This is a genomic window from Parafrankia discariae, assembly GCF_000373365.1.
Taxonomy (GTDB): domain Bacteria; phylum Actinomycetota; class Actinomycetes; order Frankiales; family Frankiaceae; genus Parafrankia; species Parafrankia discariae.
The window spans coordinates 144,356-161,219 of sequence record NZ_KB891208.1 but is presented as its reverse complement, the minus strand read 5'-3'; the positions used below and the strand labels follow the sequence as shown (position 1 = coordinate 161,219).

Genomic DNA, 16,864 nt, shown 5'->3' with positions numbered 1-16,864 from the left:
AGGAGGAACCGGTGAGTTCCGGACAGTTCCGCTACGGCCCATGGGACGGCGGGCCGGACCCGCTGGCCTCCCCGTTCTCCGCGACCGACGCCATGGACGAGATGTCCCGGCAGATCCTCGAGGGGCGCACGCCCCGGGAGGCCATGGAGAGCCTGCTGCGCCGCGGCATGCCGAACCGCCGCGGCCTGGACGACCTGCGCCGCGCGATCGAGCGCCGGCGCCGCGAGGCCCGTTCGCGCGGCCGGCTGGACGGCACCCTCGAGGAGGTCCGCCGGCTGCTCGACACCGCGGTCGGCCAGGAGCGGGCCACGCTGTTCCCCGACCCCGCGGACGAGGCGCGGATGCGCGAGGCGGAACTGGACGCGCTGCCGTCCGACCCGGCCCGGGCGGTGCGCGAGCTGGCCGACTACGACTGGCGCTCGCCGCAGGCCCGCGAGACCTACGAGCAGATCTCCGACCTGCTGCGCCGCGAGGTCCTCGACTCCCAGTTCCGCGGGATGAAGCAGGCGCTGCAGGGCGCCTCACCCGAGGACATGGCCCGGGTGCGGGAGATGGTCCACGACCTCAACGAACTGCTGGAGGCGGACGCCCGGGGCGAGGACACCCAGGGCCGGTTCGACGAGTTCATGCGCCGCAACGGCGAGTTCTTCCCGGAGAACCCGCGCAACGTCGAGGAGCTCGTCGACGCGCTCGCCCGCCGAGCCGCGGCCGCCGCGCGCCTGCTCGCCGGGCTGACCCCGCAGCAGCGCCAGGAGCTGGCCGACCTGATGTCCACCGCGATGGAGGACATGGGCCTGGCCGCCGAGATGTCCCGGCTCTCACAGGCGCTGCGCTCGGCCCGGCCGGGCCTGGACTGGGGCGGGCGCTCGCGCGGGCGTGGCCGGGGGCGGTTCTCCGACGCGATGTCCGGCGAGGAGCCGCTCGGCCTCGGCGACGCGACCAGCGCGCTCGAGGAGCTGGCGGAGCTCGACGACCTCGCGGCCTCGCTCAGCCAGGACTACCCGGGCGCTTCCCTGGACGACGTCGACCCGGAGGCCGTCGAGCGGGCGCTCGGCCGGTCGGCCGTCGACGACCTGCGCAACCTGCAGCAGATCGAGCGGGAGCTGGAGCGGCAGGGGTTCGTCACCCGCCGCGCCGGGGCGCTGGAGCTCACCCCGCGGGCCGTCCGGCGCATCGGTGAGTCGGCACTCGCCCGGATCTTCCGCGAGGTGGCGGCCCGCGGGCGCGGCGACCACAACCTCACCGACGCCGGCTCCGCCGGTGACCTGCTCGGGACGTCCCGGCGCTGGCAGTTCGGCGACACCCAGCCGATCGACGTCGTCCGCACGGTGCGCAACGCGGTGCTGCGCGGCGGGCCGCCGGGGCGGGGCCGGCGGATCCGGCTGCAGGTGGACGACTTCGAGGTGGCCGAGACGGAGCGACGCACCAGCGCGGCCGTCTGTCTGCTGGTGGACCTCTCCTACTCGATGGCGCTGCGTGGGACCTGGGGGGTGGCGAAGTCGACCGCGCTCGCCCTGCACACCCTGGTCGCCACCCGGTTCCCGCAGGACAAGGTGCACATCGTCGGCTTCTCCGACTACGCCCGCGAGCTGCGCCCGGTCGAGCTCGCCGGGCTCGACTCGGAGATGGTGCAGGGCACGAACCTGCAGCACGCGCTGCTGATCGCCGGGCGGCTGCTGCGCCGGTACCCGGACTCCGAGCCGGTGATCATGGTGGTGACGGACGGCGAGCCCACAGCTCACCTGCAGCGCAACGGCACGCCGTCCTTCTCCTGGCCGCCGCTGCCCGAGACACTGGAGCTGACGCTCGCCGAGGTCGACCGGCTGACCCGCCGCGGCGTCACGATCAACGTCTTCATGCTGGACGACGAGCCCCGCCTGGTGCGCTTCGTCGAGGAGATGGCCCGCCGCAACGGCGGGCGGGTGCTCTCCCCCGACCCGTCCGCGCTGGGCAGCTACGTCATCCGGGACTACCTGCGCTCCCGCAACTCACGCCGCGTCGCCCGCTAGGCCCGGGGCTCGGGAAGGTCCGGAGAACCACCCCACCCAGCGCCAACACAATGAGTTATCAAGCTGCTACCGTGCGCGCTCGTGGTGGCAGAGCGCGGACGCGGCGACGGACACGGAATCCACCGACCCCGACGGTGGGTCGCCGCGGCGGCCGTGGCGGCGGCACTGTGCTCGGTCGCCCCGACCGTCCCGGCGCTGGCGGCCGCCGCCGTCGGCGACCTCCCCGCCGGCGGTGCCACCGTGGCCGTCCCGCCCGCGCTCACCTCGAACCTGCCCGGCCCCTTCGCCGGCCCGAACTCCGAACCGCTCGGACGTCCCTACGCCGAGCCGATGTCGGCGTCGGTCGCGGCGAGCCCCCTGGAGCAGTCCCGGATCGAGCGGTACTGGTCCGCCGACCGGCGCGCCCGAGCCCAGACCGCGGACGCGGCCGAGCGCGGCGACCGGCCCGCCCCGTCCACGCCGGACGGGTCCGCCGCGACCGGCCGGGCCCAGCTCGCCGCCGCACCGCCGCCGCCGAGCACCGGCAGCCCGTACGCCTACGGCGGGCTGGTGACGAAGACGGTCGGGCGGCTGTTCACCACGCTGCGCGGCGTCGACTACGCCTGCTCGGCGACGGTCGTGTCCAGCCCGAGCCGTGACCTGGTCGTGACCGCGGGCCACTGCCTGCACGAGGGCTCGGGGGGCGAGTTCGCGACGAACGTCAGCTTCATGCCCGGCTACTCCGGGGGACAGCTGCCCTACGGAATGTGGATCGCCCGTCGGATCACGGTCACCCCGGGCTGGGGCCTGGACGGGGACTTCGACTACGACACCGGGTTCGCCCTGTTCAACACCCGTGGCGGTCGCCAGCTCGAGGACGTCGTCGGCGCCCAGCGCATCGCCTTCAACCAGCCCCGTACCTTCGCGCAGTACGCGTTCGGGTACCCGCGGCTCGCGCCCTACGACGGCAGGCGGCTGGTCTACTGCGCCGGAGCTCCCTCCGCCGACCCGTACGGAACGGCGTCCCTCGGGCTGAACTGCGACATGACCGGCGGCGCGAGCGGCGGCCCGCTGATCACCGGGCTCGGCCGGGCCGGGCCCGGGGCCGGCTGGGTCGACAGCGTGGTCAGCTACGCCTACGTCGGCGAGACGCAGACCATCTACGGCACCTACTTCGGGCGGGCGATCGAGCTGCTCTACTACCAGTCGATGGAGCTCTGAGCGCCGCGGCGGGGCCTCGAAGGTGGAGTCGCGCCGCCCCGCGGCGGGCGCCCCGCCGGAGCTGGATACGGTCTCGACATGCCGCACTCGGGCAGCTTCGGGCTCTTCCTCACCTTGCACGTACTCTCGGCCGTCCTGCTCGTCGGGCCGCTCTGCGTCACGACCGCCGCGGCTCCCGGGCTGGTGCGGACGGGGCCGGCCGGCCTGCCCAGGATGCGCGCCGCCGCGCGGACGACCAGGTATTATCCGCCCGCCACCGTCCTGATCGTCCTGTTCGGGCTGGTGATCGTGCGGCAGGGGTCGTTCGGCAGCGTCCGCGGGTTCGGCGACCCGTGGCTGGCGGCGTCGGTCGTGCTGTGGCTGGCGGCGGTCACGATCACGATGGCCGTGGTCGGGCGGAACCTGCGCAGGGCCGTCCATGAGATCGAGCGCGGCGGTGACGCGCGCCGTCAGCTCCCGATGATCACCATCGGGGCCGCGGCGGCCGTCACCTGCTGGGTCGTGGTGATCGCGCTCATGGTGGTGAAACCGGGCTCCTGAGGGTGCTCCGCACGGCATCCGCACGCACGGTCTCACCGTGGTGCGTGACGTCCTCGAGCCGGTCCAGCAGCCGGGACCAGATCTGCCTGGGCAGGTCGTGCCCCATCCCGTCGATCTCCATCAGCTCCGCGGACGGGATCGCGGCCGCGGTCAGCCGCCCACCGCGGACGGGGATCAGCGGATCGAGCGTGCCGTGCACGACGAGGGTGGGCACCCGCAGCGCGCGCAGCGCCTCGGTGCGGTCCGACGCCACCAGGACGGCCGCGAGCTGCCGGGCGACCCCCGCGGGGTTCTGCCGCCGTTCCCAGAGCACCGCCGAGCGGGTGCGCAGCCATTCGACGTCGAGCGGGAACTCCGGCGAACCGATGACCCTGGCGGACTCCTCGGCGGCGACGATGAACTCCGCCAGGTTGGTCGGGCTGGGGCGCAGCAGCAGGTCGACGGCCTCGTCCGAGGGCTTCACGGTGGGGTCGCCGGGGTGTGACATCACCGAGGTGATGCTGCGTACCCGCTCCGGGCTGGCCAACGCGAGGATCTGCGCCACCATCCCGCCCAGCGAGACACCCAGGACGTGGGCGGACTCGAGCTCCAGGACGTCCATCAGGCCCAGCGTGTCGGCGGCCAGGTCCTCGAGCCGGTAGGGCGCCAGCTCCGTCCGGCCGTTCACGATGGCCAGCAGGTCGGGCGGGCCGTGCCAGTCCAGCTGGGTGGAGTACCCGACGTCCCGGTTGTCGAAGACGATCACCCGGTAGCCGCGCCGGACCATGCTCGCGAGCAGGTCGGGATGCCAACCGACGAGATGCTGTCCCATCCCGCTCACGAGCACCAACGGCAGTCCGTCCGGATCACCGTGCACCTCGACGGCCAACTCGAGGCCGTTGACGGGAACGATTCTCATGCCCCGGGACGGTAGCCATCACCCGGCCGCTTCGTCAGTACACGGCCGCGAATCGGCTCCATGTCACCCACGTCACCCAGGGGTGACGTCCGGGCTCTTGGGGTGACGCACCGGCTTCCCGGGCGACCCGTCCGGCCGACCCGGGCCGGCCGGTGGCCCGTCGGAGAGCGCCACGGCGCCACTTCAACTACTTTCAGTAGTCGACCATACTCTTTCCGTAGCAGACGCCGGGCGGTTGCGCGTGGTATTCCCAACGATCGAGTTCGCCGCGTTCCTGGTGGTCGTCATGGCCGTCTCCTGGCTGCTCATGCCGGTCCCCCTCCTGTGGAAACCGTTCATCCTGGGCGCCTCCTACTTCTTCTACGCCTACGCGGACGCCCGGTTCGTGCTGCTCATCGTCGCCTCCACGCTGATCAACCAGGCCGCGGCGGTCGCCATCGACCGCTTCCGCGACCGACGGATCCTGATCGCCGCCATCGTGTGCGACCTCGGGCTGCTGGGCTGGTTCAAGTACTACGGTTTCTTCGCGCTGTCCGTCGACCGGGCCCTGCAGGACGTCGGACTGCCCGCGCCGCTGCCCCTGCTCCAGGTCGCGCTGCCGATCGGGATCTCGTTCTTCACGTTCCAGGCGCTGTCCTACGTGATCGACGTGTGGCGGGGCGACATCCGCCCGGTGTCACTGATCGACTTCGCCGTCTACGAGGCGTTCTTCCCGCACCTCGTCGCCGGGCCGATCGTGCGCGCCAGCGAGTTCACCCCGCAGCTCACCTCCCCGCGGGACCCGCGCCAGGTACAGGTGACCAGGGCGGTCTTCCTGATCGCGGGCGGGCTGGTGAAGAAGGTCGTCCTCGCCGACCTGCTCGCCACCCGCATCGTCGACCCGGTCTTCGACGCCCCGGGACGGCACTCCTCCGGCGAGATCGCGGTGGCCGTCTACGGCTACGCCGTACAGATCTACTGCGACTTCTCCGCCTACTCGGACATCGCGATCGGCGTGGCCCTGCTGCTCGGCTTCCGCTTCCCCGACAACTTCGACCGCCCCTACACCGCCACCAGCCTCCAGGACTTCTGGCGCCGCTGGCACATGACGCTGTCCCGGTGGCTGCGTGACTACGTCTACCTCCCGCTCGGCGGGAACCGCTCGGGCCGCCGCCGGACCTACGTCAACCTGATGATCACCATGGTCCTCGGCGGGCTCTGGCACGGCGCCGCGTGGACGTTCGTCGTGTGGGGCGCCCTGCACGGTGGCGGGCTCGCCGCCGAACGCGCCTGGCGCGCCCGCCGCGACGGCCGCCCGCCCGCGGTGGGCGGCTTCGGCGCCGGTGATTCCGGCGCTGGCGGTGTCGGCGCCGGTGGGGGCAGCGCCGGCGGGGGCAGTGGGGCCGGTGGCGGCGGCAGCGCCGGTGACGGCGGCGGGGCCGGCAGGCCGATGGTGCCCGCGCCGGCCCGGTCAGTGGAGGTAGTGGAGATACCGGTGGCCGCCCAGGCGGACCGCTCAGCTCCCACCGGCGCGCCCGTCACGGCCGGTGCGGCAGGCACGGCCGGTGCGGCCGCCAGCGCTGCCCCGGTCGCGGCCACCGTCCCGATGCGTGGCCGGCGGCACACGCCACGGGCCTGGATCGGACGTCTCGTCGTGTTCCACTTCGTCTGCGTGGCCTGGGTGCTGTTCCGGTCGCCCGACCTCGCGACAGCCGGCGACATCTTCGGCCGCCTGCTCACCGCCGGCGGACCATCACCCCTGGTGACGAAAACCGTGCTGGCCGCCATAGCGATCGGCCTCGGCACGGCCGCCGTCCCCCGCCCCTGGTGGATCCGGGCCCAGCAGATCTTCGCCACCCGTTCCCTGACCGCCCAGATCACCATGGTGGTCGCATTCCTACTGATCATCTATACCTTCGTAGGTCAGCAGGACGTAGCACCGTTCATCTACTTCCGGTTCTGATGAGCGGGCGGCGCACATCGGTCGCATCGGTCGCACAACCTGCACCCACAGTGATCATCACTTAAGGTAATCGATTGAGCACATAGAACTCGACAGTTCCGGGGGAGGCCATGACTCAGCGCGACGAGCCCGCGGCTTCGACTCCGACCGCGCCGGCGCCCCGCCGGGATGGCGACCGACCACCGACGGCCGTGCCCGGTGCCCCGGCCCAGCCAGGCGCACCGGCCCAGCCAGGCGCACCGGCACCGCGGAACCGCCCGACGCCCGACGCGTCGCCCCGCCCGATGGCGTTCGAGGCACCGCCGCGTCCGACGACACCGGAGGCCAGGTCACCGAGCGCGGCGACCGCTCCGATGACGCCCCCCACGGCTGCTCCGCCATCCCCACGCGCGAAGCCGGCCGCTCCCACGGCGCCCCACAAGCCCACAGCGCCCCACAAGCCCACAGCGCCCCACAAGCCCACAGCGCCTCGCACACCGACGGCGCCCCGCACACCGACGGTGCCCGGCACGCCCGCCGTGTCGGCCCGGCGGGGGCTGCTGTTCGTCGTGGCCTGCCTGACCCTGCTCGCGATCCTGCGCTCGGCCGCGATGGTGCACGCCGGGGAGGGGATGCCGCCCGGCACCACCCGGGACCTGGTGCTTGGCGTGGCTCGTCCGTTGGACAGGGTCGCCTCGACGCTGCGGCTCAACCAGCCCGACCGGCTGCTGACGAAGGCGTTCGGGCACCCCGACCCGACCGTGGACAAGACCGACGACTCCGAGCTCGCCACCGCCGCCGCGCTCGCCGAGCCCGACACGAACACCGGCACCGGCACCGGCAAGGGCCGTGGTCAGGACGACGCGGCGGCACGCGCGTTGCGTACCCCCACCGCCGCCGACCCGCTGCGGGTGCTGGTCACCGGTGACTCGTTGACCGAGTCGCTGGGGCCGACCATCACCAGAACGGCGCCGTCGGCGATCCGCGCCGAGACCGACACCAGGTTCGGCACCGGCCTCGTCCGCCCGGACTTCTTCGACTGGGCCACCCACGCCCACCAGCAGGTCGCCGAGCGCGACCCCGAGGCGGTGGTGGTCGCGATGGGAGGCAACGACGGCCAGGGCATCACCCAGCCGGACGGCACGATCCTCCCGGCCGGCTCACCGGAGTGGGAGGCGGAGTACCGCCGTCGGGCGATCGTGCTCATGCGTATCTGGTCGGACGGCGGAACCCGCCGGGTGTACTGGCTCGCCCTGCCGCCGGCCCGCTCGAGCACACTGAACGACTACTTCACCCGGATGAACGAGGCGACCCGCGCGGCCGCCGACCGGGTACCCGGGGCACGCTTCCTGGACCTGCGGCCGACCCTGTCGAACAACGGCGCCTACACCGACTACCTGACGGACGGCGGCGGCCACTCGGTCCTCATCCGCACCCGGGACGGCGTCCACCTGACCCTGGACGGCGCGCGGCTGGCGGCGGCCCCGGTGCTGCGGACACTCGGCGAAGACTGGCATCTGAGCTGAGGCGGGGCACCGCCACGCGCGGCCGGCCCAGCCGGGATCGACACGGCCCGACCCGGTTCGGATCGACGGGGCCGGGGCCGGGGCCGAGACGCGGCCGGGGCCGGGGGCGGCCGGTCAGCGTGGTCGGAAGCCGAAACCCGGGCCGTCGAGGTCGTCGCGGGCGGTGCTCACCGCGGTGAGCGCCCGACCCATCAGCTCCGCCTTCCGGTTCGGCGCGGCGGTGCGGTCCGCCGAGGTGACGGCGTCGAGGAAGTCATCCGCGAGGACGATGAGCTGGTCGGGCAGGGCGTGATCCGCCACCCGCGGCGGACGGACGCCGAGCGGAGCGCCGCTGCCGGCCTGCCGGCCGAGCACAGCCAGCTCGTCGATCAGTGTCCGGAGCCGGGCGGCGCGCGTCTGTCCGGTGGGGATCCGCACGTCCCAGGACGAGCCCGTCCAGCTCCGCACGCGGGAGAGCAGCAGGTTCGTCTGCCGGGACAGCTCACGGACCGAATCCGACATCCGGGCAGGATACCCGACGATGGCACTGTCGGGTCTTGCTCAGACGTGTGGCATGAGGCACGCTCGCTTCATGGTCCGTTGACGTCGGGTTCAACCTCTGGAGGCGCGCATGTCGCAGTACCGCTCCCCGCAGATCCACCAGGGACTCATCGACCGCATGCCGCAGGCGACCGGACACGACGTCGGGCACTGGCTCGCCCGCCTGCACGACGGACCCGGGCTGTTGCGCTTCTCGGAACGGGTGGGCTGGCTACGGGACGCGCACAGCCTGCCGCACCGGTACGCGGCGGCCGTGGTGCACGAGGCCGACCTGCGTCGGCGCGCGATCCGCGTCTGAGGCTCGGCACGCGATCAGCGACTGAACAGTGATTCCGGCCGGCGGCCGGGCCCGGGCCGGGCCGCCGGCCGGCCCGGCCGGCGGGCGGCCGTGGGCCCGCCGGGCCACAATGACGGCGTGGATCTCGCCGCCGCCCAGGCGTTCGTCCTGGAACATCATCGTGCCGTCCTGGGTACCACCCGCCGGGACGGCACCCCCCAGCTGTCGCCCGTTCTGGTCGGCGTGGCGGATGACGCGCTGGTGATCAGCACCCGCGTCACCGCGCTGAAGACCACGAACGTCGAGCGGGACCCGCGGGTGCACCTGTGCGTGCTCTCCGACGGCTTCTTCGGGCCGTGGGTGCAGATCAGCGGCACCGCCGAGATCGTCCGGCTGCCCGACGCCCTCGACGGGCTGATCGCCTACTACCGCCAGGTCTCGGGAGAGCACCCGGACTGGGACGACTACCGCGCCGCGATGGTGCGCGAGCAGCGCTGCCTGATCAGGATCACGCCGACCACCGCGGGGCCGAACCGCTCCGGCTGACGGCGCCGGAGTTACTGCCGGAGCTTGGAGAGCAGGCGCAGCAGCTCCAGGTACACCCAGACGAAGCCGACCAGCAGGCCGAACGCGGCCCGCCAGGCCTCCTCACGAGGCGCGCCGGAGGCCACCGCCCGCTCGATGTAGTCGAAGTCGAGGATGAACTGCAGGCTGGCCACCACGAGCACCGCGACGCTGAACAGGATACCCAGCGGCGACGCGTCGTTGATCACGGGCAGATGGCTGCCGGACACGGCCCTGATGACGAGATCGGTGATACCGAGCAGCACCACGCCCAGCAGGGCGCCCGTGACGATGCGCGCCATGCGGGGGGTGGCCCGCAGCCGCCGGCTGCGGTAGGCCACGAGCATGGCGACGAACACCAGCGCCGTGCCGAGCAGGGCCTGGAGCACGACGCCCGAGAACGCGGACTCGTAGAACCGCGAGACCGCGCCGACGAGCAGGCCCTCCAGCGCGGCGAAGACCACCACGAGCGCCGGGCTGATCCGGCTGCGCAGCGAGATGACGAAGCTCAGCGCGAGCGCCGCGACACCGGCCCCGAGCGCGATGCCCGGCGAGTCGGACGAGAGGTACCAGCCGAAACCCGCGCCGACCAGCATCACCGCGAACACGCCGAGCGTGTGCATGACGACGTCGTCGAAGGTCAACCGGTCGAAGGCCGGGGTGGGCGGTGGGCCGCCCGGCCACGGAGCCGGGCCGCCCTGCGGCCAGGAACCGGCGGGTGGGACCGGCGAGCGGCTCTGGCCGAAACCCGACCGGGTGAACGCCGGGTTGGATGAACGCAGCTCTGCCATCGGGCCTGGACCTCCCCAGCGAGTCGCGGACGGTCCACCTGCCGCACGCGATCGCACAGTACAACGGCCACCGGATGAGGAGCGTTCCGCACCTGGCGCGCAACGTGATCCCGCCACGCACCCGGGACAGTCGACCGGTCTCGGGGTGGCGCGACCCCGGCGGCCCCGGGCGTGGATCACCGGAACCCCGGGTCCCCACTCGTCGAGCAGTAACAGAAGGGGCGAAAGGGACAGGAGCGGACGCAATGCGTGCCGCCGCAAGAATCAGTCCGCACGGAGGCGCCCTTCAGACAAAGGGCGCCGATGCTGATCACGAGCCTGCCGACCGCCGCCCCCACAGGGGCATTACCAGGCGCGGCGGTCGACATTGATAGGTGCCGGTGGTCGGAGTCGAACCGACACTCGAGCTGTTTTTAGGACAGCCTCCTCTACCTGTTGGGATACACCGGCTCGTTCACATCGCTGATGTTTCTACCACGCTACGTAGGGTCTGGGAATGACACATCGCAGGAAAAGTCGCGCGGAGAGGCCGCCACGGACGAATTCGTGACTCTTTGTGACGACAGCGACGCGCACACCGCTCTCCTGCGGCGTGCGGTCACTCCGCGGTTCGAATCCGGCAGGGGGTGGGACGGCCGCCAGCCCCCGCACGGCGCTCCCCGGTCCCGGACGGGACCGTTCCCGGCCCGCCCCCCGCGTACGCATGAAGATCAAGAATACTGAAGGCCCCGGCCCGTCCGGCCCCCGCCCAGGCGAACGGCCGCGCCGGCCGGACGGCGCGCCGCGCACCCGGCCGGGCCGGCGGGCGGCGGTCCGGCCCGGGCGTTCCCGCCGGCAGGCGGCCCACCGCGACCCGCCGCCCCGGCCGGCCGGCGAGCCGGTAATCCCAGTCGTGGCGGTCGATCCCGCCACGCGGTCGATCCCGCCGGACGGCCGCTCCCCCGGCCGGCGGCACGGTGGCCTCGCCGACGCGGCACGGGCAGTGATCCGCGGCGCCGGCGCCGCCGCGCGCGAGGTCGCCCAAGGACGCCGCCCGAGCCGGCGGCCGCGGCGCGCGGCGCGCCCGGGCGGTTCCGTGGCGGGCCCGCCTGTCGCGGGCGGGCCGGCGGCGAGGATGACAACGGGGCGTGTTCGAGGCGGGCCCTCCGGCCGGCCGTGGCGGTGGGGCGGCACGGCAGGTCGGCCGGGCCGTACCGCCCCGCCTGCCCGGTGCCGCGACAAAGTGCCCACCGGGCACGAAAGACATGGCGCGGCGGGCACCGGTGCCGCCGGCGGCACCGGCCCGGCGGATTCCTGTCGTTATCAGTGGTGCGGCGCGAGAATCCGTACCCACGGCAGCCGGGTGAATTCCGGCGGTTGTTCCCGGCGCCGACCGGAATCCAGTGCCAGTGCCATCGAAATCCTCCGGCGTGCCCCTGATGTCATTCAGCCGACACCGGCCGGGAACCGCGGATCTAATTCGAAGGCCATTCGGCCGGTGTCGGGAAGGCCGTCTCGACTCGGCCGCCGCCGCGGACGGCCCGCGCACCCGCGCACCCCCGGACCGCGCACTCCCGGACCGCGCCCGGCGACCGGACCCGACCCACCCTCGCGCGGACCACCGGCCCGCCTCCGGTGTCTCCACCGGACCACCCCCCGACACCCCCGCCGTCCGCCACCTCGGAGTGACGCTGGCCACACAGTGGCATCACAGCGGACACCCGGGATACACCTTCCGCACGGCCTCGGAAGCGGAAAGCGATACCACGGGCCACCGGGACCCGGGTCACGCGCCCTGGGCGAAGGGGGCTCCGCGATCACCGCCGGTCGCCGGATCCGGGCCGGACGGTCCGACCCGCCCCACCAGGACCGCCGGCGGGTTCACCGGTTCGTATCCCCGCGGACAATGAGATCCGCGGTGAACCACGTTCTCGGCGAGGAAAAATGCGGCTGCCCCAGCCGCCACGGCGAACCTCGAAGACCACACCGAGCCTTCACCACACGACCCGCGTGTTAGTCCGATAGCCGGTCACAGCGTGATCTGGCCCACTGTCTCCGCATAGCGGAAGTCCCGCTCCCACCGGATACGGTAATAGATGTTTCCGCAAGACTCGACCCTCAGTGTGGTTTCGGTAACCTGGTCCCGCGGCGATTCGCGGCCCCGCGAACACGCCCCGACCGGGCGGCTCGGGACGCCACCATCAGCCCCGCGCACGGCCGTCAGACCGGCCGGGTCACCGGATCGGCCACGGCGGCGGCGAGGACGGCGTCGAGCATCGGCTCGGTCAGCCGGCCGGTGAACGTGTTCTGCTGGCTCGGGTGGTAGCACCCGAGGATCCGCACCGGGCCCGCGTCCGCCGCGACGCCGTGGCCGAACGGAACACGCCGCGCCGGCGTCGGGTAGCCGGCCCGGGCGAGCGCCGGCCACAGCGCGGACCAGGCGAAGCCCCCCAGCACGACGATCGACCGCAGAGTCGGTCGCAGCAGCTCCAGCTCACGGACGAGCCAGGGCCGGCAGGTGTCCCGCTCGGCCGGGGTGGGCTTGTTCGCCGGCGGCGCGCACCGGACGGCGGCGACCACCCGCGCGCCGGTCATCCGCTGGCCGTCACCGGCGGAGACGGAGGTTCCGAGGGCGGCCAGGCCGGCCCGGTGCAGCGCGGCGAACAGCCAGTCCCCACTGCGGTCGCCGGTGAAGATCCGACCGGTCCGGTTGCCACCGTGCGCGGCGGGGGCGAGGCCGACGATCAGCGTCCGCGCGTCGGCCGGCCCGAACGAGGGCACCGGCCGGCCCCAGTAAGGCTGGTCGGCGTACGCGGCCCGGCGGGCGGCGGCGACCTCCTCGCGCCAGTCGACCAGCCGCGGGCAGGCCCGGCAGACCGACATCCGCGCGTCGAGCTCGTCGCAGCTCGGAGCCGCCCCGGCCAGGCCGGCGACCTCGGGCCCGGAGCGGGCTACCGGGGTGCCCGGGACGGCCGGGTCGCCGGGCCAGCCCGAGCCGGGCGCGGCGGGAGACCGCTCGCCCACCCCGGACCGCCCCGCGCTCACCTGGGCCCCGGCGCCGGCCCGGCGGTGGTGCCCGCCGGGTTCACCGAGCCCCGGACTCGACCACTCCGCCCAGGGAGAGAGCGATGCCGTCGAGGATGTCCCGCTCGCTCGCGATCACCGAGGGGGTTCCGGCCCGCTCCATGAGGGTCCGCAGCACCAGCGCGCCGGCGGCGATGACGTCCACCCGCCCGGGGTGCATCACCGGCAGTACCGCGCGCTGGGCGTGGGTCATCTCGAGCAGGCTCGCGGTGACCGCCGCCACGTCGGCGGCCGAGGTGACCATCAGGTGGATGCGGTCGGGGTCGTAGGTGGGCAGGTCGGCGGCCAGGGCCGCGACGGTGGTCACCGTCCCGGCGACACCGACCAGGGTGGCGGCGGTGGTGATGGGCACCGTGCGCTCGGCCAGGTCGAACGCCGCGTTCACGTCGGCGACGATCGCGGCGATCTGCTCCGGCGCCGGTGGATCGGAGTGCAGGTGACGCTCCGCCATGCGCACGCAGCCCACGTTGACCGAGATCGACTCCCGGACGCCCTCGGCGCCGCCGAGCACCAGTTCGGTCGAGCCGCCGCCGATGTCGGCCAGCAGGATCGGGGTCGCGACCCCGTCGAGGTCGCCGATCGCGCCGGTGAAGGAGAGCGCCGCCTCCTCACCACCGCTGATCACCTCGGGGTCGACGCCCAGGATCGCGCGGACGCCGTCGACCAGCTCGGCGCGGTTGCGCGCGTCCCGGGTGGCGCTGGTGGCGACCATCCGGACCCGGGTCGCGCCGAGCCGGGTGATCTCGTCGGAGTAGTCGCGCAGGGCGGCGAACGTCCGGGCCAGCGCCTCGGGCGCCAGCTCACCGGTGCGGTCGACGCCGGCGCCGAGCCGGACGATCTCCATCTGGCGGGTCAGCTCGCGCAGCCGCCCGCCGGAGCCGGCCGCACCCTCGTCGATCTCGGCCACGAGCAGTCGGATGGAGTTGGTGCCACAGTCGATCGCGGCCACGCGGGTCATCCGGCGGTCTCCTCTCGTCCCTGGCCGACGCGTGCCGCCTGGCCGCGTGAGCCCCCCGGTTCCCCCGCACAGGATGCGCCGTCCGGCTCGACGCACGGCCCCCGGGCCCCCCAGTCGGCGAGCTGGGCGAGAGCCTCGTCACCGAACGGATTGACCCCCGGGCCGGCGGCCAGGCTGTGGGCGACCAGCACGTGCAGGCACTTGACCCGGTCCGGCATCCCGCCGGCGCTCGGGTCCCCGGGGAGGGTGTCGTGCGCGTCGCGACGGGCCAGGTAGTCGCGGTGGGCGGCGCGGTAGGCGGCGGCGAGCGCCGGGTCGGCCCCCAGCCGGGCGGTCATCTCCCGCATCAGGCCGGAGCCCTCCAGCCGGGAGATCGCCGACGCCGCCCGCGGGCAGGTCAGGTAGTACAGCGTCGGGAACGGTGTTCCGTCCTCGAGCCGGGGGGCCGTCTCCACGACGTCCGGCAGCCCGCACGAACAGCGGTGCGCGACGCCGAGCACGGCCCGCGGCGGGCGGCCGAGCTGGCGCCGCACGACGGCGCGCTCGGCGTCCGTCCAGCCCGCGGCGTCCGCCCGGCCCGCCTCGCCCGCCCGGTGCGCGGTGTCCGCCCGGCCCGTGACGCCGGCGTCGCCGCTCATGAGGGCGGCGCCGGTGTCGGGGTCGCCGGGGGCTGGTCCAGCTGCGACCACAGCCGGCCGTACCAGGACCGGTCGCCAGCGCCACCGGCCGCGTCCGCTCCGGGCCGCGCGGTCGGCTGCGGCGCGGTGGGCATCAGGTACGACTTCTCCCCGGGCAGGATGAAGTGCAGCCGGCGGCGCGCCTCGTCCGCCACCCACGCCGGGTCGTCGTAACGGGCGACCTCCGCGCGCAGGTCGTCGACCCTGGTCTGCCGCTGGGCGTTCGCCCGCGTGAGCTCGGAGATCTTCGCCTGCTGCTGCAGGTACAGCCGCAACGGATAGGCCAGGGTCAACACCAGCACGCAGATGACGACGGCCAGCAGCGTGGCCCTCGTCGTCAGCGCGGTACGCCGGACGGGCATGCTCGACTCAGCCGGTGGTCGTCCGGCGCGGGAACGCGCCGGCTCCCGCATACCGGGCGGCGTCGTCCAGCTCCTCCTCGATGCGCAGCAGCTGGTTGTACTTCGCGACCCGCTCGCTGCGCGCCGGGGCACCGGTCTTGATCTGGCCGCAGTCGACGGCCACGGCCAGGTCGGCGATCGTGGTGTCCTCGGTCTCGCCGGAGCGGTGCGACATCATGCAGCGGTAGCCGCTGCGGTGCGCGAGGTTGACCGCGTCCAGGGTCTCGGTCAGGGTGCCGATCTGGTTCACCTTCACCAACAGCGCGTTCGCCGCCCCCTCGGCGATGCCGCGGGCCAGCCGCTCCGGGTTGGTGACGAACAGGTCGTCGCCGACGAGCTGGACCCGGGAGCCGAGCCGGGTGGTGATGTTCGCCCAACCGGCCCAGTCGTCCTCGGCGAGCGGGTCCTCGATGGAGACGATCGGGTAGGAGTCGACCAGGTCCGCGTAGTAGTCGATCAGCTGGTCGGCCGACCGGCCGCTGCCCTCGAAGGTGTAGGAGCCGTCGGCGAAGAACTCGGTGGAGGCGACGTCGAGCGCCAGCGCGATGTCGTCGCCGAGCCCGAAGCCGGCCTTGTCGATCGCCTCGGCGATCAGGTCGAGCGCCTCCCGGTTGGTCGGCAGGCTCGGGGCGAAGCCGCCCTCGTCGCCGACCCCGGTGGCCAGGCCGCGGCCCTTGAGCACGCTCTTGAGCGCCTGGTAGACCTCGGCGCCCCAGCGCACCGACTCCGCGAACGTGCCCGCGCCGATCGGCGCGATCATGAACTCCTGGATGTCGACGTTGGTGTCGGCGTGCGCGCCGCCGTTGAGGATGTTCATCATCGGCACCGGCAGCAGGTGCGCGCTCGGGCCGCCCAGGTACCGGAACAGCGGCAGGCCGCTGGAGGCCGCGGCGGCTTTGGCGACCGCGAGGCTGACCCCGAGCAGCGCGTTCGCGCCGAGGGCCGACTTGTCGGGCGTGCCGTCCAGGTCGATGAGGGTCGCGTCGAGCAGACGCTGCTCGGTGGCCTCCAGCTCCATGATGGCGGGGCCGATCCGGCCGATGACCGCCTCGACGGCCTTCGTGACACCCTTGCCGCCGTAGCGGTCACCGCCGTCGCGCAGCTCCACGGCCTCGAAGGCACCGGTGCTGGCACCGCTCGGGACGGCGGCGCGACCGAGGGTGCCGTCCTCCAGGACGACCTCGACCTCGACGGTGGGGTTGCCTCGGGAGTCGAGGATCTCACGGGCTCCGACAGCCTCGATGGACGGCACGGGCACGACCTTTCGATGGAGACGCGACCGGGGCACCGGCGCGGGACGGCATCTGCTGGCGGACAGACATCTGCTGGCGGACACGAGCGACAGCTGGCGGACAGAAACGGCATCCGGCGGACGGACGGGCACCGGGGATCCGCCGCGGCGGCCCGGCAGCCCGTGGCCCGGCGGGCGCGGACCCGGGACACGGGGACGAGCGGCGCCGTCCGGACGAACCGGTCGGTGCGAGACTACCGCCGCCCGC

General features: G+C 73.6%; 16 protein-coding genes and 1 tRNA gene. 7 read left to right on the top strand and 10 right to left on the bottom strand.

Features of this window, described 5'->3' with window-relative positions:
• Positions 1–11 precede the first annotated feature (11 nt).
• The 3 genes from B056_RS0112125 (at position 12) to B056_RS0112115 (ending at position 3,749) form a co-directional block, all read left to right on the top strand.
• Positions 12–2,009, top strand: a complete 1,998-nt coding sequence (locus B056_RS0112125; RefSeq protein WP_026239608.1) for a vWA domain-containing protein — start codon at positions 12–14, stop codon at positions 2,007–2,009.
• 81 nt (positions 2,010–2,090) lie between these two features.
• Complete coding sequence (locus tag B056_RS0112120) at positions 2,091–3,209, top strand: trypsin-like serine peptidase (RefSeq protein ID WP_026239607.1); 1,119 nt, start codon at positions 2,091–2,093, stop codon at positions 3,207–3,209.
• Between the two features lie 78 nt (positions 3,210–3,287).
• Positions 3,288–3,749 carry a membrane protein gene (locus B056_RS0112115; protein ID WP_018502130.1) on the top strand — a complete coding sequence of 154 codons (462 nt, stop codon included), beginning with the start codon at positions 3,288–3,290 and terminating at the stop codon, positions 3,747–3,749.
• Here B056_RS0112115 and B056_RS0112110 read toward each other — a convergent pair.
• Positions 3,724–4,647 (bottom strand): alpha/beta fold hydrolase, encoded by a 924-nt coding sequence (locus B056_RS0112110; RefSeq protein WP_018502129.1) that lies wholly within the window; start codon positions 4,645–4,647, stop codon positions 3,724–3,726. The genes B056_RS0112115 and B056_RS0112110 overlap by 26 nt on opposite strands.
• Positions 4,648–4,888: 241 nt before the next feature.
• Between B056_RS0112110 and B056_RS0112105 the strand changes: the two genes are divergently transcribed.
• Entirely contained in the window at positions 4,889–6,589 is a 1,701-nt protein-coding gene (locus B056_RS0112105; protein ID WP_018502128.1) for an MBOAT family O-acyltransferase, read from the top strand.
• Positions 6,590–6,704: 115 nt separating this feature from the next.
• Here the strand turns inward: B056_RS0112105 and B056_RS43580 are convergent, their stop codons facing one another.
• Positions 6,705–6,956 carry a hypothetical protein gene (locus B056_RS43580; protein WP_018502127.1) on the bottom strand — a complete coding sequence of 84 codons (252 nt, stop codon included), beginning with the start codon at positions 6,954–6,956 and terminating at the stop codon, positions 6,705–6,707.
• 133 nt (positions 6,957–7,089) lie between these two features.
• Here B056_RS43580 and B056_RS0112095 point away from each other — a divergent pair, with 133 nt between their 5' ends.
• The gene (locus B056_RS0112095; RefSeq protein ID WP_018502126.1) at positions 7,090–8,094 is read left to right on the top strand and encodes an SGNH/GDSL hydrolase family protein; all 1,005 of its coding nucleotides are present in this window, start codon (positions 7,090–7,092) and stop codon (positions 8,092–8,094) included.
• A 114-nt stretch (positions 8,095–8,208) separates the two neighbouring features.
• Here the strand turns inward: B056_RS0112095 and B056_RS0112090 are convergent, their stop codons facing one another.
• Entirely contained in the window at positions 8,209–8,595 is a 387-nt protein-coding gene (locus tag B056_RS0112090; RefSeq protein WP_018502125.1) for a hypothetical protein, read from the bottom strand.
• A gap of 109 nt (positions 8,596–8,704) precedes the next feature.
• Here B056_RS0112090 and B056_RS0112085 point away from each other — a divergent pair, with 109 nt between their 5' ends.
• On the top strand, positions 8,705–8,932 hold the full coding sequence (locus tag B056_RS0112085; protein WP_018502124.1) for a DUF4287 domain-containing protein: 228 nt from the start codon (positions 8,705–8,707) through the stop codon (positions 8,930–8,932).
• A 117-nt stretch (positions 8,933–9,049) separates the two neighbouring features.
• Positions 9,050–9,457, top strand: coding sequence for a PPOX class F420-dependent oxidoreductase (locus tag B056_RS0112080; protein WP_018502123.1), 408 nt, complete (start codon positions 9,050–9,052; stop codon positions 9,455–9,457).
• Between the two features lie 11 nt (positions 9,458–9,468).
• Here the strand turns inward: B056_RS0112080 and B056_RS0112075 are convergent, their stop codons facing one another.
• The 7 genes from B056_RS0112075 to eno form a co-directional block, all read right to left on the bottom strand.
• Positions 9,469–10,266: a Bax inhibitor-1/YccA family protein gene (locus B056_RS0112075; protein WP_018502122.1), complete on the bottom strand. Its 798-nt coding sequence runs from the start codon at positions 10,264–10,266 to the stop codon at positions 9,469–9,471.
• A 375-nt stretch (positions 10,267–10,641) separates the two neighbouring features.
• A tRNA-Leu gene (locus B056_RS0112070) sits at positions 10,642–10,716 on the bottom strand.
• A 1,749-nt stretch (positions 10,717–12,465) separates the two neighbouring features.
• Entirely contained in the window at positions 12,466–13,290 is an 825-nt protein-coding gene (locus B056_RS0112060; protein WP_026239605.1) for a uracil-DNA glycosylase, read from the bottom strand.
• 40 nt (positions 13,291–13,330) lie between these two features.
• On the bottom strand, positions 13,331–14,287 hold the full coding sequence (locus B056_RS0112055) for a Ppx/GppA phosphatase family protein (protein ID WP_018502119.1): 957 nt from the start codon (positions 14,285–14,287) through the stop codon (positions 13,331–13,333).
• On the bottom strand, positions 14,284–14,925 hold the full coding sequence (locus B056_RS0112050) for a DUF501 domain-containing protein (protein ID WP_018502118.1): 642 nt from the start codon (positions 14,923–14,925) through the stop codon (positions 14,284–14,286). Before B056_RS0112050 ends, B056_RS0112055 begins: the two co-directional genes overlap by 4 nt.
• Entirely contained in the window at positions 14,922–15,326 is a 405-nt protein-coding gene (locus B056_RS0112045) for an FtsB family cell division protein (protein WP_018502117.1), read from the bottom strand. Before B056_RS0112045 ends, B056_RS0112050 begins: the two co-directional genes overlap by 4 nt.
• Before the next feature lie 7 nt (positions 15,327–15,333).
• Positions 15,334–16,617 (bottom strand): phosphopyruvate hydratase, encoded by a 1,284-nt coding sequence (gene eno / locus B056_RS0112040; RefSeq protein WP_020572460.1) that lies wholly within the window; start codon positions 16,615–16,617, stop codon positions 15,334–15,336.
• Positions 16,618–16,864 lie beyond the last annotated feature (247 nt).